The sequence below is a fragment of the Streptomyces sp. NPDC060064 genome (assembly GCF_042736455.1).
In the GTDB taxonomy this organism is placed as follows: Bacteria; Actinomycetota; Actinomycetes; order Streptomycetales; family Streptomycetaceae; genus Streptomyces.
Window position 1 is genome coordinate 70,078 of the sequence record NZ_JBHWWF010000021.1, and the last position, 24,064, is coordinate 94,141.

The window sequence follows — 24,064 nt, forward strand, 5'->3', positions numbered from 1 at the left end:
CGTGGAGGGTCTGGACTTCTACATACCCGGGGCCGCGCTCGCCGTCGCGTTCGCGTTCCGGCTGCCCGGAATCAGCCGCACCTGGCGTGATCCGCTGCTGCGGTCCGTCAGCGCGCTGTTGCTGGTGGCCGTCTCGGTGTTCTTCTTCGCGGCGCCGCCCACCATCGCCGCGGTGAACCGCATCACCGGTGTACCCAACTTCTCCGCACCGCTCGTCTACTGCATCCTCACGGCCTTCAGTGCTTCCTGCCTTGTGCTCATCATCAACTGGCGCGGAGGCCCGCCCGAAGTCACCCGGCGTGCGTCCCGCCGCTGCATCACCGCGTACGGCACGGTCATCGTGGCGATGATCGTCCTGTTCGCCCTCGGTGACGCTCCCGTCGAGCGACTGCGGGACCTGGACACGTACTACGCGAACACTCCGTACATGCGCGAGATGATCGTCCTCTATCTTGTGGCGCACACGGTGGCGGCGGTCGTGATGACCGTCCTGTGCTGGCGCTGGTCGTTGCGGGTCCACGGCTGGCTGCGCACCGGTCTGGTGCTGATCATGATCGGCTACTTCCTCAACCTCGGCTTCGACGCGGCCAAGTACTCCGCCGTGTCCGCTCGGTGGGCCGGGCACAACTGGGACGCCCTGAGCACCCGCGTGGCACCGCCGCTGGCGTCCGCCTCCGCTCTGATCATCGCCGCCGGGTTCATTCTCCCGGTGGCCGGACAGCGTCTCTCCGAGTCCTGGCAGAGTTGGTCCACCTACTGGAAGCTGGGCGCGCTCTGGCGCGAACTGCGCTCCACCGCTCCTGAAGGTGCCATGGCGGTCCCGATCTCCCGGTGGTCGTCCCTCGACCTCCGGCTTACCCAGCGGGAAGCCTTCATCCACGACGGCATCCTTGCTCTGGACCCGTACTTCGACCACGGCCTGCGGGCGGAGTCCCATGCCGCGGCGCTCGCTTCGGGGACCGATACGCACCAGGCGGAGGCCGTCGCCGAGGCGGCGATGCTGGCCGCCGCGGTGATCGCCCGGGACGCCGACCCGCAAGGGATGATCATCACCGCGGCGGACACCCGTTCCGCCGCACCCGAGCAGGCACAGCGCGATCTCGTCGGTATCTCCCGAGCGTTGCGTCACTCGCCTGTCGTTGCAGCAGCCCGCCGTTGTGCGGCCAGGTCAGAGAGCAGTCACCCATGAGCCAACCACACAGACCCGGCGCGGGCCCTGCCCTCCGTCACGCCGTCGTCGTCGGCGGAGGACTGGCCGGGATGCTGGCGGCCGCCGCACTGGGCGAGTTCGCCGACGAGGTCACCGTCGTGGAACGCGACTCCCTCCCGGCCGGCCCCGAACCCCGTAAGCACCTGCCTCAGGCAGGTCATGCCCACATACTGTGGTGCGGAGGAGTCGAGGCGATCGAGTCCCTGCTGCCCGGTGTCACCGCTCGCTGGCTGGCGGCCGGCGCCCGCCGCATCCCACTGCCGACGGGCATGGTCGGACTGTCTCCGCAGGGCTGGTACCGGCGCTGGACCGAGACTCACTACCTGATCGCCTGCAGCCGCGATCTGCTCGACTGGGTCGTACGCGAGCAGGTCCTGGCAGAGCCGCGCATCACCCTGCTCGAGCACACCAAACTGCTCGCCCTCGAAGGAAGTTCCGTCCGTGTGACAGGGGTGCGGGTGCGGACCCCTGACGGCGGTGAGCGCGTCCTGGCTGCCGATCTGGTCGTCGACTGCAGCGGCCGCGGCACTCGCGCGCCGGAACTGCTGCGGGCGCTGGGCGTCGATGCGGTGCGCGAGGACCAGGTGGACGCCGGCCTGGTGTACGCCAGCCGCCTCTTCCGTGCCCCACGGGGCACGGCGGAGTTCCCCATCGTCAATGTGCAGTCCAATGCGCGCGAACAGCGTCCCGGCCAGTCCGCACTCGTCCTGCCGGTCGAGGACGGGCGCTGGCTCGTGACACTGTCCGGCACCCGGGGCGGGCAGCCCACCAAGGCGGCCGATGCCTTCGAGGCATTCGCGCGCGGAGTGCGGCACCCCATAGTCGGTGAGCTCATCTCGCGTGCCGAGCCAATCAGCGACGTGGTCACGTTCGGCAACACGGCCAACCGGCGCAGGTACTTCGAGAAGGTCGCCGGATGGCCCGACGGTTTCGTCGCGGTGGGTGACTCGGTGGCCACCTTCAATCCCGTCTACGGCCACGGAATGTCCGTGGCGGCGCAGGGCGTACGGGCTTTGCGCGACCAGATCCGGACGCACGGGCCCACCTCGGCAGGGCTGGCCCGGCGGGCACAGCGAGCCATCTCCAAGTCCACCGGAACGGCCTGGGACCTGGCCACGGGACAGGACATCTTCTACCCGGGGGCGACCGGCAAGCAGCCGGGCGCGGTGGACCGGCTGCTCGGCCGCTACGTCGACCGTCTGATGCTGACCTCGACCGGAAACTTCCTGGTCACCACCGCTCTGACGGATGTGATGACGCTCTCCGCACCGCTCACCTCGCTGGTCGGGCCACGGGTCGTGCTGGCCGCGCTGCGCGGGCCCCGGCTGCCGCGCCTGCCGGGGCCACCGCTGACCGACGAGGAACTGCAGATCGCCGAGCAACCGCACAGCGAGCCGGAGACCGACCCGGCCGAGGCGTGAGATCGGCAGCGGATCGCCTAGGCTCGGCCGCGAGATGAACGGCAATGACAGAAGCGGCTCCGCGGGCAACCACACACCGCTGGAGCCCAAGGCCGACCGGGAGACGGTGCGACGGCACAATCTCAGCCTGGTGCTGCGGGCTGTCCGCGACGAGGGCGAGGTGACCCGGGCCGGTGTCTCGGCGCGGGTGGGGCTGACCCGTGCGGCCGTCTCCTCGCTGGTCGAGCAACTCCTGGAGAGCGGCTTCCTGTCGGAGTCCGGGAAGACGTTCAGCGGTCAGGCCGGCCGGCCCGGCACGGTACTGAAAGTGGCCCGTACCGGCGTCGCGGGCATCGGGGTCGAGATCAACGTCGACTATGTGTCGGTGTGTGTGGTGGATCTGGCGGGCACCGACCGGGTGCGTCTCGTCGAGCACCTCGACAACCGTGGCGCGCCGCCCGCCCAGGTACTCGCCCGGGCTGCCGGGATAGCTGCCCGGGCGCTGACGTCGGCCGCCGAGCAGGAGCTGCGGCCGGTCGGCGCGGAACTGGCGCTGCCGGGGCTCATCTCGGCGGGTACGGTCCGGCAGGCGCCCAATCTGGGCTGGACCGGGGTCGCGGCCGAGACTCCGTTCGCCGAGGCGCTCGCAACGCTCCGGCCCGGCCTGCCCGCGCTGCCGGTGCACGCGGAGAACGAGGCCAATCTGGCGGCCCTGGCCGAGCTGTGGTTCGGCGGTCTGGGCGAGGTGCGCAGCTTTCTCTATCTGTCGGGCGAGATCGGCGTCGGCGGCGCGCTGGTCCTGGACGGTGAACTGCTGCGCGGGGCGCACGGATTCGCCGGGGAGATCGGCCATGTCGTGGTGTCCGCGGACGGCCCCGAGTGCCGCTGCGGCTCGCGGGGCTGTCTGGAGCAGTACGCGGGTCAGTCGGCGTTGCTGCGGGCCGCGGGCATCGACGAGTCCACCGGCGCGGCGGGCGTGGCCGAACTGGAGCGCCGGGCCGGCGCGGGCGACGAGCGCGCGGTGACGGCGATCGGACAGGCCGGGCTGATGCTGGGCCGGGTGCTGTCCGGCGCGGTGAACCTCTTCGACCCGGACGCGGTGGTGCTCGGCGGGATCTACCGGCCGCTGCTGCCCTGGCTGTCGCCGCCGGCCGGCGGCGAGCTGGCCGGCCGGGTGGTGTCGGGGCTGTGGCCCGAGGGCAGCGGGCGGCTGCGCGCCTCGTCGGCGGCTGCGGACGCGGCGCGCGGCGCGGCGGCTCTCGTGGTGCGGGACGTGCTGGCCGACCCGGTGGCGTACGCGGTTTCCTAGGGGGCAATCCAGCCCCGCCGGCGTTTGAGGCGCGGGGTCCGGGGCGGAGCCACCGGGCCCCGGGCTGTCAGCGCACGCCGAGAAGGTGGTCCATGGCCAGCTGGTCCAGGTACTCGAAGGCCATGCCCCGCTCGGCCGCCGCCTCGACGTCGAACTCCTCGAACGACGCACGGTCGGCGAGCAACCCGGACAACCCGTCCTCGGCGGTGGGGCGGGCCAGCTCGTCGAGGCGAGCGGCCCGCAGCGCCTCCTGTACCCGCGGATCCGCGCGGAAGGCGGCGGCCCGCTCCTTGAGGATCAGATAGTTGCGCATACAGCCGGCCGCCGATGCCCACACCCCGTCGAAGTCCTCGGTACGCGGCGGCTTGAAGTCGAAGTGCCGCGGCCCCTCGTAGCCGCCTGTCTCCAACAGATCGACCAGCCAGAACGCGGAGCGCAGATCGCCGGCGCCGAAGCGCAGGTCCTGGTCGAACTTGATGCCGCTCTGCCCGTTGAGGTCGATGTGGAAGAGCTTGCCGGCCCACATCGCCTGGGCGATGGAGTGCGTGAAGTTCAGCCCGGCCATCTGCTCATGGCCGACCTCCGGATTCACGCCGTACAACTCGGGCCGCTCCAGGCGCTCGATGAAGGCCAGCGCGTGGCCGACGGTGGGCAGCAGGATGTCCCCGCGCGGCTCATTGGGCTTGGGCTCGATGGCGAACCGCAGGTCGTACCCCTGCTCGGTGACGTACTCCCCCAGCAGGTCGAAGGCTTCCTTCATCCGGTCCAGAGCGGTGCGTACGTCCTTCGCCGCGCCCGACTCCGCGCCCTCGCGGCCACCCCAGGCGACGTAGGTACGGGCCCCGAGCTCGGCGGCGAGGTCGATGTTGCGGATGGTCTTGCGCAGCGCGTAACGACGTACGTCCCGGTCGTTGGCGGTGAAGCCGCCGTCCTTGAAGACGGGGTGGGTGAAGAGATTGGTGGTGGCCATCGGCACCACCAGACCGGTCGCGTCCAGCGCCTGCCGGAAGCGCTTGATGTGCGATTCACGCTCGGCCTCGGTAGCGCCGAAGGGGATCAGGTCGTCGTCGTGGAACGTGACGCCGTAAGCGCCGAGCCCGGCGAGGTACTGCACGGATTCAACGGGGTCCAGCGGCGCCCGGGTCGCCTCTCCGAAGGGGTCCCTGCCCTGCCAGCCGACCGTCCAGAGGCCGAAGCTGAACCTGTCCTCGGGGGTGGGTGTGAAGCGTTCCGACATCGCCATGACCGCCTTCGATCCAGGTGTTTGTTTTCTTACCTTACTAATACTGCACCCGCCCATATGATCACAGGGGCCCATCAGTACCTGTTCTCGATCTGTTCGCGCGGGACCGGGTGACGTAATTTGTTGGACGTCGGCCAAAATAGGCCGGGAGGGAGAGGTGAGGCAATGCCGACCCAGACGGTCGTCATCGGCGTGGACAGCTCGACCCAGTCCGCCAAGGCCGCGTTCATCGACGCCGCCACCGGCCGTACGCTCGCCGTCGGCCGGGCCGCGCACCAGGTCACCGGCGAGAGCGGCGCACGCGAGAGCGATCCCGAGGTGTGGTGGCACGCGCTGCGCGAGGCCGTCGCCATGGGCCTCAAGGAGTCCGGTCTCGCCGCGTCGGCCGTGACCGGCATCGCGGTCGCCGGGCAGCAGCACGGCCTGGTCGTCCTCGACCGCGCCGGGCATCCGGTGCGTCCCGCGCTGCTCTGGAACGACACCCGCTCGGCCCCGCAGGCCGCCGCCCTGACCGAGGCGCTGGGCGGCCCGGACGCCTGGACGGCGCGTACCGGATCGGTGCCGGTGGCCTCGATGACGGCCGCGAAGTGGCAGTGGCTGCGTGAGCACGAACCGCGTGCGGCCAAGGCAGCGGCCGCGGTCCGCCTTCCCCACGACTTCCTCACCGAACGGCTGGCGGGCATCGCGGCCACCGACCCCGGCGACGCATCGGGCACCTGCTGGTACTCCACCGCCGACGGAGCGTACGACCCCGAACTCCTCCAACTGATCGGCCTGGACGTCGACTTGCTGCCCGAGGTGGCCACCACCGGCGCGGCCCGTATCGGCTCACTGACCGCCGCTGCCGCCGCGGAACTCGGCCTGCCCGCCGGCATCGCGGTCGCCGCGGGCACCGGCGACAACATGGCCGCCGCCGTCGGCCTCGGGCTCGGCGGCGCCGGGCTGCTGGATCATCCGGCCCTCAGCCTCGGCACCTCCGGCACGGTCTTCGCCGCCAGCCGCACCCGGCCGGCGTCCACGGCACTCGCCGGGTTCGCCGCAGCCGACGGTACGTACCTCCCGCTGGCCTGCACGCTGAACTGCACGCTGGCGGTCGACAAGATCGCCGCCCTGCTGGGCCTGCACCGCGACACCGCCGAGGCGGGCGGTGAGGTCGTGCTGCTGCCCTACCTCGACGGCGAGCGCACCCCTGATCTGCCCGCCGCCTCCGGTCTGCTCACCGGGCTGCGCCACACCACCAGCCGTCAGCAACTCCTCGGCGCAGCCTACGAAGGCGCGGTCGTCACAGTGCTGCGCGCCCTCGACGAGGTGCTGCGCGCCTGCGGCCTCGACCCGGCCGACGGGGAAGTCGCCGCCCGCCCGCTGCGACTGGTGGGCGGCGGGGCCAAGGGGCGGCACTGGGTGGAGACCGTGCGCCGCCTCTCCGGCCGTCCCCTGCTGATCCCCGAGAGCGGCGAACTCGTCGCCCTCGGCGCGGCGGCACTGGCCGCGGGCGCGGCGACCGGCGAGGACCCGGTGGCGGTGGCGGGCAGCTGGCAGGTCGGAAACGCGGCCGAACTGCCGCCGGTGGAACGGGACATGGAGACATGGGAGCGGGTCTCCGCCGTACTGGAGCGGGCGGCGCCGACGTTGCTCAGCTGATCGGCGACGGCCGACGAGAGAGTGGACGCGGGTCCGATCCGGGCTCTTGGGGCCGGACAGCACCGTGGAGCGCGGTCGTCGTGACAGACTCGCGAGGACCGCGCCGCCCGTCGTCCCGCCCGTCGTACTGCCCTTCATCACCACCGCCATCACCACCGCCATCACCACCGCCCTCACGTCCGGACTCGATCTCGATCGGCACTCAGGAGGCTGCTCCCGATGACCCCGCCCGCCCGGACCGCGAAACAACGCAAGCAGGACGTACTGAGCCGGCTCGAGCAGGACACCGACGTATGGGTGGCCACGGCCGACGCTGAAAGCGGGACCCCTTATCTGATTCCGCTGTCGTTCCTCTGGGACGGCACCACCTTGCTGGTGGCCACAGCAGCTGCCAGCCCGACCGCCCGCAATCTCCAGGCCACCGGCAAGGTCCGCCTCGCCGTCGGGCCCACCCGCGATGTCGTCCTCATCGAAGGAACGGTGCAGGCTCTGGCGGCCGCCGATCTCCCGGACGGGACCGGCGACGCCTTCGCCGACAAGACCGGCTTCGACCCGCGCCGGCTCAGCAGCACCTATCTCTACTTCCGCATTCGCCCCCAGCGGCTCCAGGCCTGGCGCGAAGAGAACGAACTCAAGGGCCGCGAGCTCATGCGCGACGGACAATGGCTCATCCCCGAATGAGCGGCGAGAACGCCCCTGAGCGGCCGCCGTACGTTCTGCAGCCCATCGGCTGGGTCGAGTCTCCCTTGCTGCGTCGCGCCGAGGCTCCGAAGCAGGGAGACGAGGGTTCGCCCGAGGCGTGGCTGGTGTTCGAGCAGGGCGTGGCGGAGGGTATGCGCGACCTGCAGGCCGGGACCGAGGTGCTCGTGCTGACCTGGCTCGACCGCGCCCACCGGGACGTGCTGGCAGTGCGCCCGCGCGATGATCGGTCGCGGCCGGAGACGGGCGTGTTCAGCACTCGCTCCCCCGACCGTCCCAATCCGGTGGGGCTGCACCGCGTGGAGATCGTCGCCATCGAGGGGCTACGGGTCCGTGTGCGCAACCTGGAAGCCTTGGACGGCACACCCGTCATCGACGTGAAACCGTTGCTCGGCCGAGACTCCGAGCGCTGACGCGGGACGGACACGCGGCGCACGACGCACGACGCACGACGCACGAGAGGCGACGCGCGGCGGCTTCACGAAGCGCGTCCGCGCGAGGCTCAGCTCATCACCAGCAGCACTCCCGCGTACGAAACCCCCGCCACCACCGCCCACGCGCACAGTCCGAGCGCCGCGACCCGCCCGCCCGTGCGCGTCAGCGACGGCAGGTCGACCGCGCTGCCCAGGCCGAACAGCGCGGCGGCCAGCAGCAGTTCCTGCACCCGCTGCGCCGCGTCGATCGCGGCCGTCGGGAGCAGGCCCGTGCTGCGCAGGGCCACCATCACCAGGAAGCCGACCACGAAGAGCGGGACGAGCGGAAGCCGCTTCCTGCCTGCCGTACCGGAGCCCGATGCCGCGCCGGCCCGCCGCCGACGGCGTACGGACACGGCCACCGCAGCGACGAGCGGCGCGAGCAGCGCCACCCGCATCAGCTTGACCAGGACCGCCTCACCGAGCGCGCCGGGACCGGCGGTCTGCGCGGTGGCGACGACCTGGCCCACGTCATGCACGCTCGCGCCGACCCACCGGCCGAATTCCGCGTCGCTCAGCCCCAACGGCTGCTGCAGCAGCGGCAGTACGGCGATGGCGAGGGTCCCGCACAGGGTGACCAGCGCCACCGATGTCGCCGCGTCGCGCTCGTCGCTGTCCGTCGCCTCGCTCACCGCGCCGATCGCGGACGCACCGCAGATCGAGTACCCGGCTGCGATCAGCAGCGGCTGGTCGCCGGGCAGCCCCATCCGGCGGCCCAGCCACCAGGTGCCGAAGAAGGTCAGCGTGACGACTCCGAGGACCATCGTGACCGTCGCCCAGCCGAGTCCGAGCACATCGTCCAGGCTCAGCTTCAGTCCGAGCAGCACAATGCCGATGCGCATCAGGCGTTTCGCGGCGTACGAGAGTCCCGGGCGGGCCGCTCCCCGGACGATCGAGCGCGCCACCGGCAGATGCGCGGCCACGATGCCCAGCACCACGGCAGCCGTCAGCATCGGTATGTCCGGCACCAGTTGATGCACGGACCAGGCCACGGCGACGCCGAGCACCGCGAGCGCGAGCCCGGGCCAGTGAGTCGGCGCCGGGACGGAGCCGGACGGTGAGGCTGTGGCCGCCCGTTCCCGGAGCAGCGCCATCAGCGGTCGGCCGGCAGTTCGTAGACCCGGCGGACGCTCGTGCCGAGACGGGAGATGTCCGCTCCGTAGACGTGGAGCGATATCGCCCGGTCCGCGCCCGCGTTCCAGACCCGGTGGATGTCGCCGGGCGGAGCGAAGCCGCACACCGCTCCCCGCGCGTTGATCACATCGCCGGTGGCGACCAGGCGCGCGGCCGTGCCGGTCGTCGGGGAGGGGAGGAGGCGGTAGCGCCGCTCGCGCTCCTCGCCCTCGTGCACACCCGTCGTACACCACGACACATGGTCGTGCACGGACGTGCCCTGTCCCGGCAGCCAGACCAGCGCGACGACCGAGAAGCTCCCGTCGTGCTCGGCGTGCAGCAGATGCTGGCGGTAGCACGCGGGGTCGCTCTCACACTGCTCCGGTGTGAGCAGATCGTCCGCTCCGAGATGCGGCGCCAGGCGTTCACCGACCAGATACGCCGTCAGGTCCGGTGGCAGTCCGCGCCCGACGGCCTCGCGCACCTCGGCGATCAGCGCGTCGAGACGGTCGGTCGTACGCGCCGCCCGGAAAGCTGCGGATGCACTGGATGCGGTCGAAGTGGTCATACGGGCAGCGTCGTGCCGCCTGATCCATCACGTCCAACGAGGGTTTCTTCGCGACTTCCCAAGCCCCGCTTATGAGTTCAGCTCATGACTCAGCTCATGACTTCAGCAGCCGATCTTGTTCGCGGCGACCGTCTTGAGCTCCTCGAGAACCAGAGCCGTCGCCGGAATCCGCAGATGCTCCCGCAGGACGTACGCCGAGATCTGCCGCCGCCTGGCGGGCTGCAGCGCCCGCCCGGTGACCTTCCGGTGGCAGAGGAAGTTCAGTACGAGCGCCGGGATCATGGCGACGCCGAGACCTTCGGCGACCAGGCTCTGCACCACAAGATTGTCGTCCGTGGTGAACGCGATGTCCGGCGCGAAGCCCTGTTCCGCGCACTCGTGGAGGAGGTTGGCCCGGCAGCGCAGACACCCCGCTATCCACCGCTCCTCCGCCAGATCCCCCAGTTGTACCGCCCGCCGCCGCGCCAGCGGATGCCCGGTCGGCAGCAGCACCGTCAACTGGTCCTCGAGGAGCGCGATCTCCACCAGCTCGTCGGGTACGTGTTCGTGCAGCCCGGGATAGGTGAACGCAAGCGTGATGTCGCACTCGCCGCGCACCAGCCGCTGCAGCGACTCCGGCGGCTCGTTCTCCAGCAGTTCGACGCGGACCCCGGGATGGCCGGCGGCCAGCCGAGCCATCGCCTCGGGGATGATGGTGGCGTTGGCGCTGGGGAAGGCGCAGACACGGACGCGTCCGGCGCGCAGCCGGGTGAGGGCGCCCATCTGCTGCTGGGCCGCGGACATGCTGTCGAGGATGACCGCGGCGTGTCGCGACAGCGCCTCTCCGGCCTCGGTGAGGCGCATGCCGCGGCCGACCCGGATGAACAGCGGTGTGCCGACGTCCCGCTCGAGGGCCTTCATCTGCTGCGTGATCGCCGGCTGCGTATAGCCGAGCGCGCGAGCGGCCGCGGAGTACGAACCGGTGCGGACCACTTCATGGAACGTCTTGATGTGCCGGGAATCGAACACCCGCGCATCATAAGCAGAATTTGGGTACCGCGGGACCGGGGCCTCCCGCTCCCGCCCGACCGGGCTACGACTACGGCTTGCGTGCCACTCCCGCGTACAGCGAGGCCGCCTCGTTCCCTTCGGTGACTTCGTCCACGCCGAGCTCCGGGTGCCACTGCGTCAACTGCACGATGCCGGGCTCCGTCAGCTCGAGGTCCTCGAAGAAGCGGCCGATCTCGGCGTACGAGCGCGGCACCAGCGTGACGCCGCCTGCCGCGTACATGTCGACGCCCCGCTGGACGGCCAGCGGGTCGAAGTCGGCGGTGAGCTGTGACAGTACGAGGTAGCTGCCGGAGGGCAGCGCGTCCACCAGTCGGCGCACCAGCTCGTACGGGCTGTCGTCGTCGCCGACGAAGTGCAGCAGCGCCACGAGCGAGAGGGCGATCGGCTGCTCGAAGTCCAGGATCTTCCTGGCCTGTTCGAGGATACGGCCGGGGTCGCGCACATCCGCCTGGATGTAGTCGGTGACGCCTTCCGGGGTGCTGCGCAGCAGCGCCGCCGCATGGGTGAGCACGATCGGGTCGTTGTCGGTGTAGACGACGCGTGACTCGGGGGCGGCGGTCTGGGCTATCTGGTGCAGATTGGGCTCGGTGGGGATGCCGGTGCCGATGTCCAGGTACTGGCGCACGCCCGCCTCGCCGACCAGCCACCGGGTGGCACGGTGCATGAACCACCGGTTGGTCCGGGCTACATGCTTGGCGCGGTTGTCGATGCTCATGATGTGGCGGCCGAGTTCCTCGTCGACCGGGTAGTTGTCCTTGCCGCCCAGGAACCAGTCGTACACCCGGGCCGGATGCGGCTTGCTGGTGTCGATCCGTGCGGCAGCCGGCTCGGTCCCGGTCATTGGATGCTCCCTGGGTGCTCAGGAATTCTGGTTCGACGATCTTGTGATCCTCGCAGGAGGAGGGAGCACGAGCAAGCAACTGCTCATCCGGGAACGAGGAGTTGGGAGCAGGTAGGAGTAAAGACAGCGGAGTTGGGACGCGTCCTCCATCCGCACGGCGGCCGGCCGAGGGGGAGGCACACGCACTGGTCAAGCTGCCCTGCAAGATGTGCGCCGACAGGAGTAGGAACAGGAGGAGGCTGCGGCGCTGTCGTTCGTCGCACTGGCGCCGTGCAGTTCGTGCCCCTCGGCTCGGGCAATCGTGCACACAACAATGGCGTGTGTGATCATTCTCGGCATGGATACGCACGGGGGCGTAGCGCAGCCAGGCACTCGGTTGACGCTGCAGGAGTTGATGCGACGCGAGGCCGCAGCGGGAACGTCGCAAGCCGAGAAGCTGGCGGCAGCGCGGGCGGCGCGGCTCTACTTCCAGCGGCGTGGATGTAAAGGACGTTTGGGAGAACGGTGAGATGTACATCCAGGACGATGGTCAGCTCGTCAAGATCCTCGAGACCGGGAATGGAAAATTCGACATCGTCGTGAAGGACATGTCAAATCCCAGCGGCGCGCTCATGCGGAATGCCTGAACGGCGTCATGGCTCCGGGCTTCACCGTCGAGGTGCACCTCATGTAGGTCCGTCGTCCCGCCCGGCCCTCCAGCCGGGCGGGGGATCCCGGGGCTTGCCTTGCCGCGTGTCAGACGCGGGAGTCGGGCACCGGGTCCTGGGTTGTCGGATGCAGATTGAGCTCGGTCGGGATGCCGATATCGAGGTACTGGCGCATGCCCGCCTCGCCCGCCATCCATCGCGTGACGCGCCGCGCGCAAGCACCGACCTGGTCGCACCGCGGCGCAGGAGCGCACCTACCGGCTCGTCGTCCGCACCAGCGTCGGCGGCAGCGGGCTGCGGATCCGCCTCTCCAACGCCTTCGGCGATCAGCCGGTGACCTTCGGCCGCGCCTTCGCCGGACTGCCGACCTCGGGCGTGGCCCTGGTGCCCGGCAGCAACCGGCCGCTGCCCTTCCGCGGTTCGCCCACGGTCACCGTCCCGCCTGGCGGCTCCGCTTACAGCTATCCGCTGCCCGGCGCGGTGCGCGCGCAGTCCGATCTGGCCGTGAGCCTGTACGTCCAGCAGACCGGCCGGTCCCGCCACCGGCCACAAGCTGGCCCAGCAGACCTCGTTCGTCGCACCCGCCGGCGACCACTCCGCGGACGATGCCGCCACCGCGTACACCGAACGCACCAGCTCCTGGTTCTATCTCGACGCGGCCGTGGTCCGCGCCCGACGCGGCACCGGCGCCGTGGCCACGCTCGGCGACTCGATCACCGACGGCTCCAAGTCGACGGCCGACACCAACCGCCGCTCGCCCGACTACCTGGCCCGCGCTCTCCAGGACGCCCCCGCTCCCGTATCAAGGGCGTCGCCTGCGAAGGCATTTCGGGCAACCAGGTCCTCAGCGACGGCGTCGGCCAGAGCGCGCTGGCACGGCCCGGCCGAGACATCCTGGCGCAGCGCGGCCTGCGCACCGTCGTGCTCCTCGAAGGCGTCAACGACATCAAGGCGACCTCTGCCCCCACTGCCGCCGACCTGATCGCGGCCTACCGGCAGATCACCGCCGGGTCCCACGCCGCGGGCAGGCGGTGGACTTCGATGCGGCGGTGGCAGACCCGGCGGCTCCGGCCCGGCTCCTAACCGCCTACGACAGCGAGGACCATCCGCACCCCAACGACGCCGGAACGCAGCTCATGGCAGCCCCGTCGACCTTGAGGACTTGCACCGACCGAGGCGGTGACAACCGCGGCTCACCCGTCCCAGTCCGCGCGCTGCCGCCCGGGCCGAAACTCCTCGCCATCGCGGGCCTCACGGTCGCCGCCCAGCCCAGGACCGGCCCGATCCACGGCGTACGCCCTTCCGGGAGCGCCCTGACACCGTCCGCCGCGTACGCACGCCGTGACCCTGCGTTCGTTTACATCGCCAACGGACCAGCCTGCCGATTGTTCGAGTGTGCCGTGTACCGTGAGCGCTATGAAGGACGCCGTGCGCCCCACCGCAGAGCCCCTCGTCACAGCTGCTGAGATCGCTCGGCTCGCAGGGGTCACCCGCGCCGCCGTCTCCAATTGGCGCCGGCGTCACGACGACTTTCCCGACCCCGCGACCGGGAGCACCAGCAGCCCGCTGTTCCACCTCCCCGAGGTCCGGTCCTGGCTCGACAAACAGCGCAAGGGCCGGGAGATGTCGGACGAGGTGAGGCTGTGGGAGCAACTGCGCGGCACCCACGGTGAGGACATGATTCGTGGCCTGGCGACCCTCGCGGAGCTCCTCACAGGGTCTGGCGTCGGCAAGGGAGTCGACGGGGACTCGGCTCTCGTGGCCCTGGTGAACGAGCTCACCGCCGAGATCTCTCCCGCTGAGTTGCTCACCAACCTGACCGTCCGCTATGTCGAATCCTCCGGTCGCGCCGGATCGGACGGAATCACATCGCCCCAGCTCATCCGGGCCATCCAGCACTTCGCGGACGTACAGAGCGGCACAGTCCTGGATCCGGCATGCGGTATCGGCTCGTTGCTGTTGGCCTTCAGCACCCAGGCACGTGCCCTCGCCGGCCAGGACATCGACCCGGTCAGGGCACGCTACGCGCAGCTGCGAGCGAATCTGACAGGACTCCCCGAAGTCACCATTGCCACCGGGGACTCCCTTCGCGCGGACCAGCACCGCGAACTCAAGGCGGAACTCGTCGTATGCGAGCCGCCCGTGGGAGTTCCCGACTGGGGACGCGAGGACCTGCTTCTGGACCCACGCTGGGAGTTCGGCGTTCCCTCCCGCGCCGAGAGCGAACTGGCGTGGCTCCAGCACTGCTACTTCCACACAGCCCCGGCGGGTCGCGTCGTCCTGGTGATGCCCGCGTCCGTCGCCTACCGCAAGGCCGGGCGCAGGATCCGCGCCGAGATCGTACGCCGCGGGCTGCTCACTCATGTCGTCGCGCTTCCCCCGGGGATGGCCGCTTCGCATGCCCTTTCAGTCCATCTGTGGCTGCTCAGACGGCCTACGGGACCTGACGACACCGCCGAGTTCGTACGCATGACGGACCTCACCGGCAACGATCCGGCGGACACCTTCGAGCCTGCGGCCGAGCAGACCGCTGAAGTTCCACGCATCGATCTGCTCGATGACACTGTCGATCTGACCCCTGCGACGCACATCACGGCCACGCGCACCGACTTCACGGCGGAGTACGAAGCCACACGTGCCGAGATCGACCAACAACTGGCGACCCTGCTGAACCTGCTGCCCGCACTCGCAGAGGGCTCCGTCGGCGCCATCCAGGAAGGGGCCACGGTCAGCCTCGCGGATCTTGCCCGAGCCGGGCTGGTGGAGACGTCGGCAGACGCGGCCGTGTCGACCAGCGAGCAGCTCGACACGGATTACTTGAACGGCTTCCTGCGCAGCGTTTTCAACAATCGCCGCTCAACCAGCACCAGCGGAACCTTTCGAACGGACACCCGGGGCGCTCGCATCCCCCAGATGGCCGTCGATGAGCAGCGCCGCTATGGAGCCGCCTTCCGTGCGCTCGCGGAGTTCGAGCAGCACGTGAGCAGGCTCAGAGAGCTGACCGAGCGAGCGGCGTCCCTGGCGCGTGACGGTCTCACCAGCGGAGCGCTCGTCCCACCGCCGTCCGACGGCTGACGTCCCGCCCACTACTCCCGGACGGGCAGGAAGGGGCTCGCCGCGCCGCTCCACGACACATGGAGCGCCTCACGGGCTCTGGTGCAGGCCACGAACAGTACGCAACGTTCCCTCAGCAGGTCCGACTCGTGCTGGATCCGGTCGACTTCAGCCGACGTGATCTCCCGGGCGAACGGGACCGCACCGGCTGTGACACCGATTACCGCGACGCAGCGGAATTCGAGCCCTTTCATGGCGTGCATCGTCGCCAGCCGTACTCCGTCGACGCCCGCTCCCGGATTGTCCTTCACCTTCACCACGAGAACACCCGCCGCCTCCAGCCGGTCGCGCACCTTGTCCAGCAGCACATTGAACCTGGTGCACACGGCGATCTCGGCAGGCCGGATCCCCTGCGCGATCCACCCCTCGATGCGCTCCACCAGCACGGTAATTTCCGCCTGCTCGGAGGCGTGACCGCTTACATGCGGCCTTCTGCCATGCAGCAACGAGCGGTAGCCTCTCAGGCTGTCGCCGCCGTCACCGCTCAGGTCCTCGACGGGCGCATCGTCGAGGATGCCGGTGGACCACACGAGGATCTCTTCTGTACTGCGGTAGTTGATCCGCAGCCGACTCGAACGGCCGGTCACCGAGATGCCTAGTGACCCCAGGGACACATGGGAGTCGTAGATCCGCTGGTGCGGATCTCCGGTGATGAACAGGTCGTCCGGTCCTGACTCGACGGCTGCTCTCAGCACGCGCCACTGAGCTGGGTGAAGATCCTGCGCCTCGTCCACGACGACGTGGGCATATCCGTGTGTGGCACGGTCCGCTCCGTCCAGCAATCGGGCCGCTTCGTCGCACACTTGGAGGTGTGTGCTGGCCCCCTTGGCAACCAGCGCGGCTTTGAACGATTCGACTGCCCGCCAAAGCTGAGCCCGCTTCAACGGCCCGAGTGCGGTGCCTCGACCCCTTCGTGTGGCGGCCAGATAGTCCTCGCCGGACCGGAGGTCCTGGGCGAGGATCACATGCCGGTACTCCTGCGAAAGGAACTGCTCGGTCCACGGCAGAGCGAGCTGCTTGCCCACCTTCTGCCAGATGTGGCGTTCCTCCTGGTCCCCGATGGGCGAAGGCCTCCGCCCGCCCAGCTCGCGCATGATGCGGTGGGCGTAGGCGTTGACGGTGGTCACATCCACCCGGGCCAGCTGAGCTTCGTCGTCGAGGAGCAGTGCGAGGTTCTCCCGCAGAGCAGCCGCGAGCGCGTTGGTGTAGGTGGTGAGCAGTACACGAGTGCCGGGCGAGCGGGACAGCAGGTGCTTGACCCGGTGGAGAGCCACGACCGTCTTGCCAGTGCCCGGCCCGCCGGAGACCTGCGCGGGACCCTTGTACGAGACCCGGTATGCAAGGCGTCGCTGCGACGGGTGCAGGAACACCCGCCATGCCGCAAAGGGCTTCTCCAAGATCTCGGCGAGTTCATCGGGCTCGGTGATCAGGGTGATGCGGCTGCTCGTGTTGGCAATGGCGGCCGCCAGGTCCTCGGTCGGTTCGGGGGTCGCGTGGACGGGGCGGCGAACCGCAACGACATCCCGGTAGACCTCGTCGGGCTTGAACCCCTCGGCGAGGAAGGTCAGCACCTCGAACTGGTCCTCTGGCAACAGGGTCCCGAACGCGTCCAGCTGGCAGCGGTCGACAATGGTGCGGACAGCCTTCAACACCTGGTCATCGATGCCGAGTTCCCGCAATACCGTGTCCGAGTACGAGGCGAACAGCAGAGCGGGCGCCGCGTTTGCGGCCTTCTCCAGCGCGGGCGTGAGCTGCTCGAGCGCCACGACATTGCGTACCTCGAGACCGCGGGTCGCCGTATTGACGGTGTAGAGCCGCCTGGCGGCCCACGTGTAGGCGTCGTCGTGGGGCACGACTTTCAGGAGCAGGAAGGTGTCGCTGCCGTCGTCGGGAGCGAGTACGACCCCCCGCCAGAAGTCGTTGATGCGGATGGTGCGCATCCGCGGGTCGCGTGCTTTGTCGACCGATTCCAGGTGCAGGCCTTTGTCCGCATGCATCTCGGCGACGGTGAGCTGGTGGAACTTGGCCATGGCCTTGCGTACGCCTGCCTTGACCGGCTTCTCCAGGGCATCGAAGCTCTCCCAGAAGGTGTTCGCGAAGGCGAGCTGAGGCACGAGGTGGGCTCCTTTACACCGATCAGGCAAGCGCGTTGATCATACGAGCGTAGTGGCGGCGAGCCTCTCGGCGAGGTCCCGGATCTCGTCCAGGAGTGAGCCTGGCGGCTGGTCGAGGTCCAGTGCGTGCTGCTGGATGGTGATGCCCGCGTTGCGGATCCGGTGGGCCGCGTAGGAGGCGTTGCCCTTGGCGTAGACAAGATGGCCGTCCGGCAGTCCGAGCGCCGTGCAGTAGGCGAGCATCTGGTAGAGGTCGGCGTCGGGGAAGCCTTCCTGTTTCTCCGCCTTGTACTTGGCGTCGACGACGGCGCGCGGTCGGCCGTCGTCGGCGTACCAGACGAAGTCGGGGCGTATCCGGACGGCGTCGTCGCGGTCCAGATGGATTCCGCGGGCCTGGAGTTCGGCGCGGCCGCCGTGTTGAGCGAGCGCCTCGCGCAGCGCGGTGCAGACGAAGTCCTCGAAGAGCTTGTTCATGTCGAAGAGAAAGCCGTCGATGCGCAGCTGTCCCTCGTCGTGCTCGGCCGAAGCCCCGCGCAGTATGGTCTCGGCGAGCCGGAGCGCGCCGTGGTAGCGGGCGTTGAGGCGGGTGGGCCGCCATACCGGCAGGGCCTGCCCGCGTACGAGTGGGGTCACGTCCGCCAAGCGCGACCTGTGATGCGCGAGACGGCGGCGTACGTTTCCGGGAACGCCCGGCAGGCGCAGGAGGCGCTCGGTCGCGGCACGCAGGATGCGGTTCTCCGCGATGTCGGTGGAGTACTCGTCGTACACGATCTCGACGGGCACAGCGGCACCGAAGTGACGCCGTATCTGGTCCGCCTCGCGGATGCGGCCGCGTACGACGAAGGCGCTCTCCTCGGTCGTCCGGTAGCCCTGGACCAGCCCTTGCGTGAGCGCGCGGGCCAGCTGACGCTCGAAGGCGTGGGCGAAGGCGGGCAGCACTTCGGTGTGTTCCGCAACATCGACCGCGCCATCGTCCGGGATGGTGTGCGGGGAGAGCGCGTAGCCGAGGAGGAAGAACAGCCGGGCGATCGGAACCTTCGGGGTGATGCGCAGCGTGACGGTCCCGGCGCCGGGGACGGTGAGGGTGACGGCACCGACCTTGCTGCCCGCGCGGAGCCGCCAGTGGCCCGGCAGGTACGGGTCGGGCGCGGCGTCAACGATGCGGGAGGCGGCGAGGGCCCGCCCGACCGCGTCCGAGAGAGGACGCGGGACCGGCGGGGCGTGCTCGACGAGGTGGATGGTCGTCACGACGCGTCGTCGGCGTCAGTGTCGGCGGCAGATGGTTCGCCCCACACGAGGTCGCCGGGCTGAGCGGCGAAGCGTTGCTTACGGGCGGCCACGACCTTGCGGAGGGTTTCGAGCCCGTAGCGGGCCTGGACGTCGAGGCTGTCGCCGTAGTGGTGTTCCTCCAGCAGCGGCAGGATCTTGGTGCGCCAGGTGCGTTCCAGCCCGCCCTCCCTGTAGACGCCCTTCTTCATGAGATACGAGGGGCCTATACGGAAGTCGGGCTCCTCAATACGGGAGTTGAGCGCGTCGAGCAGTTCGGCGGGCTCGGAGTCCAGCGCCCTGTCAGCGAGCCAGCGGCGCAGCAGCCCGCTCGTCGGCTCGATGCGCGGCGAGAGCTCGACGAACGCGAAGCGCCGGCGCATCGCCGCGTCGACGAGGGCGATGGAGCGGTCGGCGGTGTTCATGGTGCCGATGACGAAGACGTTGGGCGGGAGCGCGAAGTCGTCGCCGGAGTAGGTGAGCCGTACGGACTTGTTGCGGTATTCGAGGAGGAAGTACAGCTCGCCGAAGACCTTCGCCAGGTTGGCCCGGTTGATCTCGTCGATGATCAGGAAGTGCGGGATGTGCCGGTTGCCCTCGCGGGTGGCGAGATCAGCGAGTTCACGCAGCGGCCCGGCGGTGAGACGGAAGGCGACCTCTCGGGTCTCGGGGTCCTCTCGGGGCCGGAAGCCCTCAAAGAAGTCCTCATAGGAGTAGGAGGGGTGGAACTGCACGAGTTTGACCTGCTCGGGTCCGCCACCGAGGAACGTGGCGAGCTCGAGCGCCAGGAAGGTCTTGCCGGTGCCGGGCGGCCCGTACAAGACGAGCTGCCGCTCGTCCCACAGCAGGTCACGCAGCTCACGCAGCCACGCAACGTCGTGGACAAGGAGTTCGGCGGCGAGCTCCGGTCCGGGCTCAGGCAGTTCGAGCTCGCGGCGGCGCTCGGTGATCGCGGCGATCTCGGCGCTCACGTCGCCTTCGGCGGCCGCCTCGGCCTCCGCGGCGAGTTCCGCATCGGACAGGCCGAGGCCGTCGAGAAGGGGCTTGACCACGCTCAGGTCCACCACGTCATGCTGTACGGAAAGCTTCTGCTGAAGCTCCTCGGGGAGCTCGTCGTACGGATATCCGTCGGCCTGCCACTCGACGGGCCGGCGCAGGTTGGACCGGCCTCCGTCCGAGACGGTCTGCTCGGCGGAACCACTGACCTCACCGATGTAGAGCCGTCCGCCCGAGATGGTGCACACCGTGTCGCCGGGCTTCATCCGAGACAGGAAGGCATGCAGTTCCTCGACCAGCTCCAGTTTCTGGTTGTACGTGGCCGCCGACTCGTAGTCCTCCTCGACCGAGGACCGCAACTGATCCTTGGTCACCCCCTGCTCGACACCCTGCCGCAGTCTTGAGGCGGCGAGAGAGACCCGCTGATCGGGAAGCCACATCCGCTGTACAAGGTCGAGGCCGGAGACGTTGGAGCCGCGCACGAGCCAGGCCCGGTTGGGTCCCCACCCCACGTTGTTGAGGAAGTCGGCTAGCGGATGCCCGTCGGCGGTCTTCCACTCCACCCATCCGTTGGCACTGCGGCCCAGCAGGATCTCGGCCGCGGCCGACGGCGAATTGCATTCGATGTCCCGGACCGTCTCCAGTCGGCCCTGCCAGGTCATCGACTCGCGGATCGCGCCTTCTTCGATCAACTGCTGCCTGAGGCGGTGGGACGACGGCATACGGAGCGGGAACGAGGGCACCACTTCGGACCGGACCGGAGACGCCGTCAGGACGACGAACTTCTGGCTTCCGTTCGTCCCCTTCTCCGCCAGCAGGCGGCCCCTGGCCAGCGACCCGCCGCCCGGTAGCCGCAACAGGAACTGCGGGTACTCCACTGGCTCCGGACGCCCTTCGTGCTGCTCGCTCACACTCGCTCCTCGGCCCGGCACCCCGCGATGCCCCACCCCTGGGATGACTACACTCTGCGACCCTATCCGCGGGGCCCTGCAGCCGACACTGGCCACGGAGACCGACCCCTCACGTGAGGGTATTGGTCCAAGTGCCGAACATTGCACCGGACGGCTAACCCGTGGTCGGCGCAGCGGCGCAGCTGATCGTCGACGTGGGCGCCTGTCTTGACACAGTCGAGTCCGCTGGTGACCACCATTCGGTAGCGGCGGGTGTCCATGGTGTGGTTCCTCGCATTGTCGGCGGCAGCCTGGCCTGGGGTCAGAGCCTGGCGGAGGGCAGTACGTTCAGCAGCTCGCTGACGTCCTGGTGCCAGGCCCGTACCTCGGCGGGGGTAGGCGGAAGCTCGTACGAATGGTGGTGGCAGGCGGCGCTGAGAGCGGACCAGATGGCGAACCACTGCCGGGCGACGGACGGTCTGACGTACCACTGCAGGCTGAGCATCCTGCTGCGTCCGGTGCGGGTCATGTTCGGGCTGACGCTGCGCCAGAAGTCGTCGAGTGTCTCGTCCAGCGCCAGCCGGAGCAGGACTGCGGCAGCGCGGGCCCGCAGGCCGGGGGTGAGGGTGTGGACGATGTCCGGAGGAGGGCAGAGCAGCTCGTCGGCGGCGGCGAGGAGGCCGCTGGTGGGAAGAGTCACCGGGCTTGCACCGCCTTCGCGAGGCGCTCCGTGCGCCGTACCAGTTCCTTGCGATCGCCGACGGGCGTGCCGGCCTGATGGGAAGCTGCGTTGCACTGCCTGATCAGGTCCTTGGCCCAGGGGCCATGGTCGCCGGCGACGGCGTCGAGGACCGTGGCGGGCTCCACCGAAAGGGCAAGCGCCGCAAGTCCGGTGAGGGGCCCCGCTTTCGCGATCATCTCCGCAATGGCACGCTGACCGTGCCCGGCCTTGCGCAGGGTGCTCCGGGCCGCATCCAGATAGGCCGCCTCCAACGCCACGCGACACATCGCGGGCAGCACCCTGTCGGCAACCTTCTGCGGCAGGTTCTGGTCCAGGGCGATCGCCCGCGCCTCGTCCAGCGCCTGGCTTACCGGGTCACTGACCGGGACGACTTCGACGACCGAGTCGGTCTGCCGGGACACCCTCTTGACCGTTGCCTTGATGCCGAGACGACGGATGGACTCCTCGAGCCGGGTGTCGTGGGTGAAGACGACGACCTGCCGGTGCTGTGCGTAGATGTCGAGAACCTTGGCCAGGCCGTCGACCTTCTCGGGGTCCATGGACTGGACCGGGTCGTCGATCACCAGGAACTTGAACGGGCTGCCCTGGTGCGTGGCGCGCGGGATGAACAGGGACAGCGCCAGCGAGTGCAGTTCGCCCTGGCTCATGACACCGAACGCGGGCGCTTCCATCGCGTCCACGGAGACGTCGAGCACAACCTTGCGCTGGTTCGCGGCGCCCGCGAGGCTGATCGATCCGAGCGCGACGCTGCTGCGCTCGCACAGCAGCTTCCACACCATCTGGGACTGGTCGGCGATGGGCTTCAGCCGCTCGTCGCGCAGTTCATCGGTGGTCTTCCTGAGCCAGGCGCGGAGGGCTTTGATCTGCCTGATGCGGGGCTGTGCCTGCTCCGCAGCCTCTGCGTTCCGCAACCACTCGTTGAGGCGTCCGGCAGCGGTCTGCCAGCGCCCGTCCTGCTCGCAGAGCCGCTGCGCGGAGTCCTCGCGCAGTTGGAGGCAGGCATCACCAAGGACTGCCTCGGCCCGCTCGGCCCGGTCCGCCAGCTCCCGCGGTTCGCCGACCGCCCGGCACGCCGCCCAGTCACGCCAGAGCGCGGCAAGCGACGTCTCGTCGGCCTGGAGCCAGGGTGGAACGGGCTGCACCAGGTCATGGACGTCCCGGACGGCCGCGTCCAGCTCCCGGCGCGCGGCCTGCGCCGCGGCGGCCTCCGCCTGGAGTCGTTCGACCTGCTCCCGGGCTCCCTCCACCCAGGCTCGGTCGAGGCGGTTCGCTCCACCGCAAACGGGGCAGTCGGCGGAGTCGGGGTGGCGGCGACGATGGTCAAGGGCCTTTTCCAGCAGCCCGATCAGTCGCCTCGCGTCCTCGGCCGAGCTGTAACGCGCATCCTCGGCCTCGGCGGCCGCCGTACGGAGCCGCGTCACGGCAGCGCTGACGGTCTGCCGGGCGGGGGCCTCCAGACCGGCAAGCCGTCGCAGGCGGGCGAGCGCACTGTCGTCGGCAACGGTGTGGTCCTTGAGAAGCGCGCGCACCCGGTCGAGGTCGGGCCGGCGTCCGCCGAGTATCGCGACCGCCTCCGCGGCCCGGGGGTCATCGAGTTCGGACAGCTCCCGGGCGACATAGCCGGTGAGTTCGGTGGCGGCCCCGACGGTGTCGGTGAGGGTCTTGGCAAGAATGCGTGCCTGCTTGTCGATATCACCGAGCAGTTCCAGGCCGAGGATCTGGGCGAGCGCGTCATGCAGGCCAGTCAGCGGCCCGTTGATCATCGCGCCGAGTTCGCTGTAAGGGAGGAACGGCCGGTAGAGCGACAGTTCCTCCGAGCCGACGATCTCGTGCAGCTCCGCCGCAACTCCCTCGACCACCGTGCGGGAGTCGTCCACGCCGGTGCCGGTCCAGCTGCGGCGCACGGTGACCGGCCGGCTCCCGTCGCCGTAGGACAACTCGACGGCAACCTGCGGGTCCGTGTGGTCGTGCAGATTGCGCCAGCCCTGCTTCCAGATCTGAGTGCGCCCCTGCCACCGGAAGTTGTCTCCTGTCAGCGCCATCTCTGCGGCTTCGGCGAAGCTCGACTTTCCGGAGCCGTTTCGGCCGGCAATCACCGTCAGGCCGGGTTCGGGCCGGAGTTCGAGCGTGGTGGCGGGCCCGATGCCACGCCAGCCGGCAGCCGAGATGGATCGCAGAAACAGGGGGTGGCCCCGGCCATCGCTCCTGGCCTGGGCGTCGGGCAACAGGTCGCGGAGTAATTCCTGCGCATCTGCTGCCAGCCCGGACTGCGGCAGCCGGCCGAGCAGCAGGTCGCGCAGGGACGCGGGGGCGGGCTGGGCATCGTCGGTCATGGTTCGGACTCCTGTGCTGGGTACGGCAGTTGAGAGCGACATGCCAGTCACGACACACCGTTGCCCGACCGAGCATGGCGCATGCCTGTTAGCGTCGTCAACACACTTCCGATAATCCGAGATTCGAATTTGTGTACATGACTCGTCAACATGTCCGGGCCGCTGGGTCACACGATTGGCCCCCTGGCCGTGAGGCAGCGACGCCCAGGACTACAGCCCAGGTACAGCGAGCCGCCTTGGCCGACCTGCGGAGTCCCATGTGCGTGGCCTCCTGCTTGGGTCGGCTTCGGTTTGCAGGCGGCTGAGCCTTTGACCGACCGCGCACACGTACATCAAGATCAGTTGTGGCATGTCACCAAGCAGCGGCAAGGGTTGAGGGAACAGCACGACCCTGTATCCACGCTGAGCGCGGACG

Annotated in this window: 19 protein-coding genes and 1 pseudogene; 9 read left to right on the forward strand and 11 right to left on the reverse strand. The window is 69.6% G+C overall.

Going from position 1 to position 24,064, the window contains the following annotated elements:
* Nucleotide 1 precedes the first annotated feature (1 nt).
* Genes ACFWDI_RS24420 through ACFWDI_RS24430 form a run of 3 tightly spaced genes read left to right on the forward strand, consistent with a single transcriptional unit; the run spans nt 2 to nt 3,919 of the window.
* On the forward strand, nt 2-1,189 hold the full coding sequence (locus tag ACFWDI_RS24420) for an MAB_1171c family putative transporter (RefSeq protein ID WP_385306806.1): 1,188 nt from the start codon (nt 2-4) through the stop codon (nt 1,187-1,189).
* Entirely contained in the window at nt 1,186-2,631 is a 1,446-nt protein-coding gene (locus tag ACFWDI_RS24425; RefSeq protein ID WP_385306808.1) for an FAD-dependent oxidoreductase, read from the forward strand. Before ACFWDI_RS24420 ends, ACFWDI_RS24425 begins: the two co-directional genes overlap by 4 nt.
* Before the next feature lie 34 nt (nt 2,632-2,665).
* Nucleotides 2,666-3,919 (forward strand): ROK family protein, encoded by a 1,254-nt coding sequence (locus ACFWDI_RS24430; RefSeq protein WP_385306810.1) that lies wholly within the window; start codon nt 2,666-2,668, stop codon nt 3,917-3,919.
* 67 nt (nt 3,920-3,986) lie between these two features.
* Here ACFWDI_RS24430 and xylA read toward each other — a convergent pair whose 3' ends face one another.
* Nucleotides 3,987-5,156 carry a xylose isomerase gene (gene xylA / locus ACFWDI_RS24435; protein ID WP_385306811.1) on the reverse strand — a complete coding sequence of 390 codons (1,170 nt, stop codon included), beginning with the start codon at nt 5,154-5,156 and terminating at the stop codon, nt 3,987-3,989.
* Nucleotides 5,157-5,327: 171 nt separating this feature from the next.
* On the opposite strand from xylA, the gene xylB reads away from it, so the two are divergent.
* The 3 genes from xylB to tsaA all read left to right on the forward strand — a co-directional run bounded on the left by xylB (nt 5,328) and on the right by tsaA (nt 7,915).
* Complete coding sequence (xylB, locus tag ACFWDI_RS24440) at nt 5,328-6,803, forward strand: xylulokinase (protein WP_385306813.1); 1,476 nt, start codon at nt 5,328-5,330, stop codon at nt 6,801-6,803.
* 219 nt (nt 6,804-7,022) lie between these two features.
* Nucleotides 7,023-7,484, forward strand: a complete 462-nt coding sequence (locus tag ACFWDI_RS24445) for a pyridoxamine 5'-phosphate oxidase family protein (protein ID WP_385306815.1) — start codon at nt 7,023-7,025, stop codon at nt 7,482-7,484.
* Nucleotides 7,481-7,915 (forward strand): tRNA (N6-threonylcarbamoyladenosine(37)-N6)-methyltransferase TrmO, encoded by a 435-nt coding sequence (tsaA, locus tag ACFWDI_RS24450; RefSeq protein WP_385306817.1) that lies wholly within the window; start codon nt 7,481-7,483, stop codon nt 7,913-7,915. Before ACFWDI_RS24445 ends, tsaA begins: the two co-directional genes overlap by 4 nt.
* A gap of 89 nt (nt 7,916-8,004) precedes the next feature.
* Here tsaA and ACFWDI_RS24455 read toward each other — a convergent pair whose 3' ends face one another.
* From ACFWDI_RS24455 to ACFWDI_RS24470, 4 genes are all read right to left on the reverse strand, one after another.
* A complete protein-coding gene (locus ACFWDI_RS24455; protein WP_385306818.1) occupies nt 8,005-9,069 on the reverse strand; it encodes a YeiH family protein in 1,065 nt (354 codons plus the stop codon).
* Entirely contained in the window at nt 9,069-9,656 is a 588-nt protein-coding gene (locus tag ACFWDI_RS24460; protein WP_385306820.1) for a cysteine dioxygenase, read from the reverse strand. The genes ACFWDI_RS24455 and ACFWDI_RS24460 overlap by 1 nt, the downstream gene beginning before the upstream one ends.
* 102 nt (nt 9,657-9,758) lie before the next feature.
* Nucleotides 9,759-10,664 carry a LysR substrate-binding domain-containing protein gene (locus tag ACFWDI_RS24465; protein WP_385306821.1) on the reverse strand — a complete coding sequence of 302 codons (906 nt, stop codon included), beginning with the start codon at nt 10,662-10,664 and terminating at the stop codon, nt 9,759-9,761.
* Nucleotides 10,665-10,734: 70 nt separating this feature from the next.
* Nucleotides 10,735-11,547, reverse strand: a complete 813-nt coding sequence (locus tag ACFWDI_RS24470; RefSeq protein ID WP_385306823.1) for an SAM-dependent methyltransferase — start codon at nt 11,545-11,547, stop codon at nt 10,735-10,737.
* Nucleotides 11,548-12,023: 476 nt separating this feature from the next.
* Here ACFWDI_RS24470 and ACFWDI_RS24475 point away from each other — a divergent pair, with 476 nt between their 5' ends.
* Complete coding sequence (locus ACFWDI_RS24475) at nt 12,024-12,173, forward strand: hypothetical protein (protein ID WP_385306824.1); 150 nt, start codon at nt 12,024-12,026, stop codon at nt 12,171-12,173.
* A gap of 112 nt (nt 12,174-12,285) precedes the next feature.
* On the opposite strand, the pseudogene ACFWDI_RS24480 reads toward ACFWDI_RS24475, so the two are convergent.
* Nucleotides 12,286-12,405, reverse strand: a pseudogene (locus ACFWDI_RS24480) (SAM-dependent methyltransferase); the annotation flags it as partial.
* Between the two features lie 122 nt (nt 12,406-12,527).
* On the opposite strand from ACFWDI_RS24480, the gene ACFWDI_RS24485 reads away from it, so the two are divergent.
* Both ACFWDI_RS24485 and ACFWDI_RS24490 read left to right on the forward strand, forming a co-directional pair.
* Complete coding sequence (locus ACFWDI_RS24485; protein ID WP_385306826.1) at nt 12,528-13,277, forward strand: hypothetical protein; 750 nt, start codon at nt 12,528-12,530, stop codon at nt 13,275-13,277.
* A 333-nt stretch (nt 13,278-13,610) separates the two neighbouring features.
* A complete protein-coding gene (locus tag ACFWDI_RS24490) occupies nt 13,611-15,269 on the forward strand; it encodes an N-6 DNA methylase (RefSeq protein ID WP_385306827.1) in 1,659 nt (552 codons plus the stop codon).
* An 11-nt stretch (nt 15,270-15,280) separates the two neighbouring features.
* On the opposite strand, the gene ACFWDI_RS24495 is transcribed toward ACFWDI_RS24490, so the two are convergent.
* From ACFWDI_RS24495 to ACFWDI_RS24515, 5 genes are all read right to left on the reverse strand, one after another.
* Nucleotides 15,281-17,422 (reverse strand): UvrD-helicase domain-containing protein, encoded by a 2,142-nt coding sequence (locus ACFWDI_RS24495; RefSeq protein ID WP_385306828.1) that lies wholly within the window; start codon nt 17,420-17,422, stop codon nt 15,281-15,283.
* A 39-nt stretch (nt 17,423-17,461) separates the two neighbouring features.
* A complete protein-coding gene (locus ACFWDI_RS24500; protein WP_385306830.1) occupies nt 17,462-18,670 on the reverse strand; it encodes an McrC family protein in 1,209 nt (402 codons plus the stop codon).
* Nucleotides 18,667-20,595 (reverse strand): DUF4357 domain-containing protein, encoded by a 1,929-nt coding sequence (locus ACFWDI_RS24505; protein WP_385306832.1) that lies wholly within the window; start codon nt 20,593-20,595, stop codon nt 18,667-18,669. Before ACFWDI_RS24505 ends, ACFWDI_RS24500 begins: the two co-directional genes overlap by 4 nt.
* 301 nt (nt 20,596-20,896) lie before the next feature.
* Nucleotides 20,897-21,274 (reverse strand): hypothetical protein, encoded by a 378-nt coding sequence (locus tag ACFWDI_RS24510; protein ID WP_385306833.1) that lies wholly within the window; start codon nt 21,272-21,274, stop codon nt 20,897-20,899.
* Nucleotides 21,271-23,649 carry an AAA family ATPase gene (locus tag ACFWDI_RS24515; protein ID WP_385306835.1) on the reverse strand — a complete coding sequence of 793 codons (2,379 nt, stop codon included), beginning with the start codon at nt 23,647-23,649 and terminating at the stop codon, nt 21,271-21,273. The genes ACFWDI_RS24510 and ACFWDI_RS24515 overlap by 4 nt, the downstream gene beginning before the upstream one ends.
* Nucleotides 23,650-24,064: the final 415 nt, after the last annotated feature.

Bases quoted from the DNA above. Each gene is read 5' to 3' on its own strand.
- ACFWDI_RS24425 (WP_385306808.1), top strand. From the start codon at position 1,186: ATGAGCCAACCACACAGACCCGGCGCGGGCCCTGCCCTCCGTCACGCC.
- ACFWDI_RS24430 (WP_385306810.1), top strand. From the start codon at position 2,666: ATGAACGGCAATGACAGAAGCGGCTCCGCGGGCAACCACACACCGCTG.
- xylA (WP_385306811.1), bottom strand. From the start codon at position 5,156: ATGTCGGAACGCTTCACACCCACCCCCGAGGACAGGTTCAGCTTCGGC.
- xylB (WP_385306813.1), top strand. From the start codon at position 5,328: ATGCCGACCCAGACGGTCGTCATCGGCGTGGACAGCTCGACCCAGTCC.
- ACFWDI_RS24445 (WP_385306815.1), top strand. From the start codon at position 7,023: ATGACCCCGCCCGCCCGGACCGCGAAACAACGCAAGCAGGACGTACTG.
- tsaA (WP_385306817.1), top strand. From the start codon at position 7,481: ATGAGCGGCGAGAACGCCCCTGAGCGGCCGCCGTACGTTCTGCAGCCC.
- ACFWDI_RS24455 (WP_385306818.1), bottom strand. From the start codon at position 9,069: ATGGCGCTGCTCCGGGAACGGGCGGCCACAGCCTCACCGTCCGGCTCC.
- ACFWDI_RS24460 (WP_385306820.1), bottom strand. From the start codon at position 9,656: ATGACCACTTCGACCGCATCCAGTGCATCCGCAGCTTTCCGGGCGGCG.
- ACFWDI_RS24470 (WP_385306823.1), bottom strand. From the start codon at position 11,547: ATGACCGGGACCGAGCCGGCTGCCGCACGGATCGACACCAGCAAGCCG.
- ACFWDI_RS24490 (WP_385306827.1), top strand. From the start codon at position 13,611: ATGAAGGACGCCGTGCGCCCCACCGCAGAGCCCCTCGTCACAGCTGCT.
- ACFWDI_RS24515 (WP_385306835.1), bottom strand. From the start codon at position 23,649: ATGACCGACGATGCCCAGCCCGCCCCCGCGTCCCTGCGCGACCTGCTG.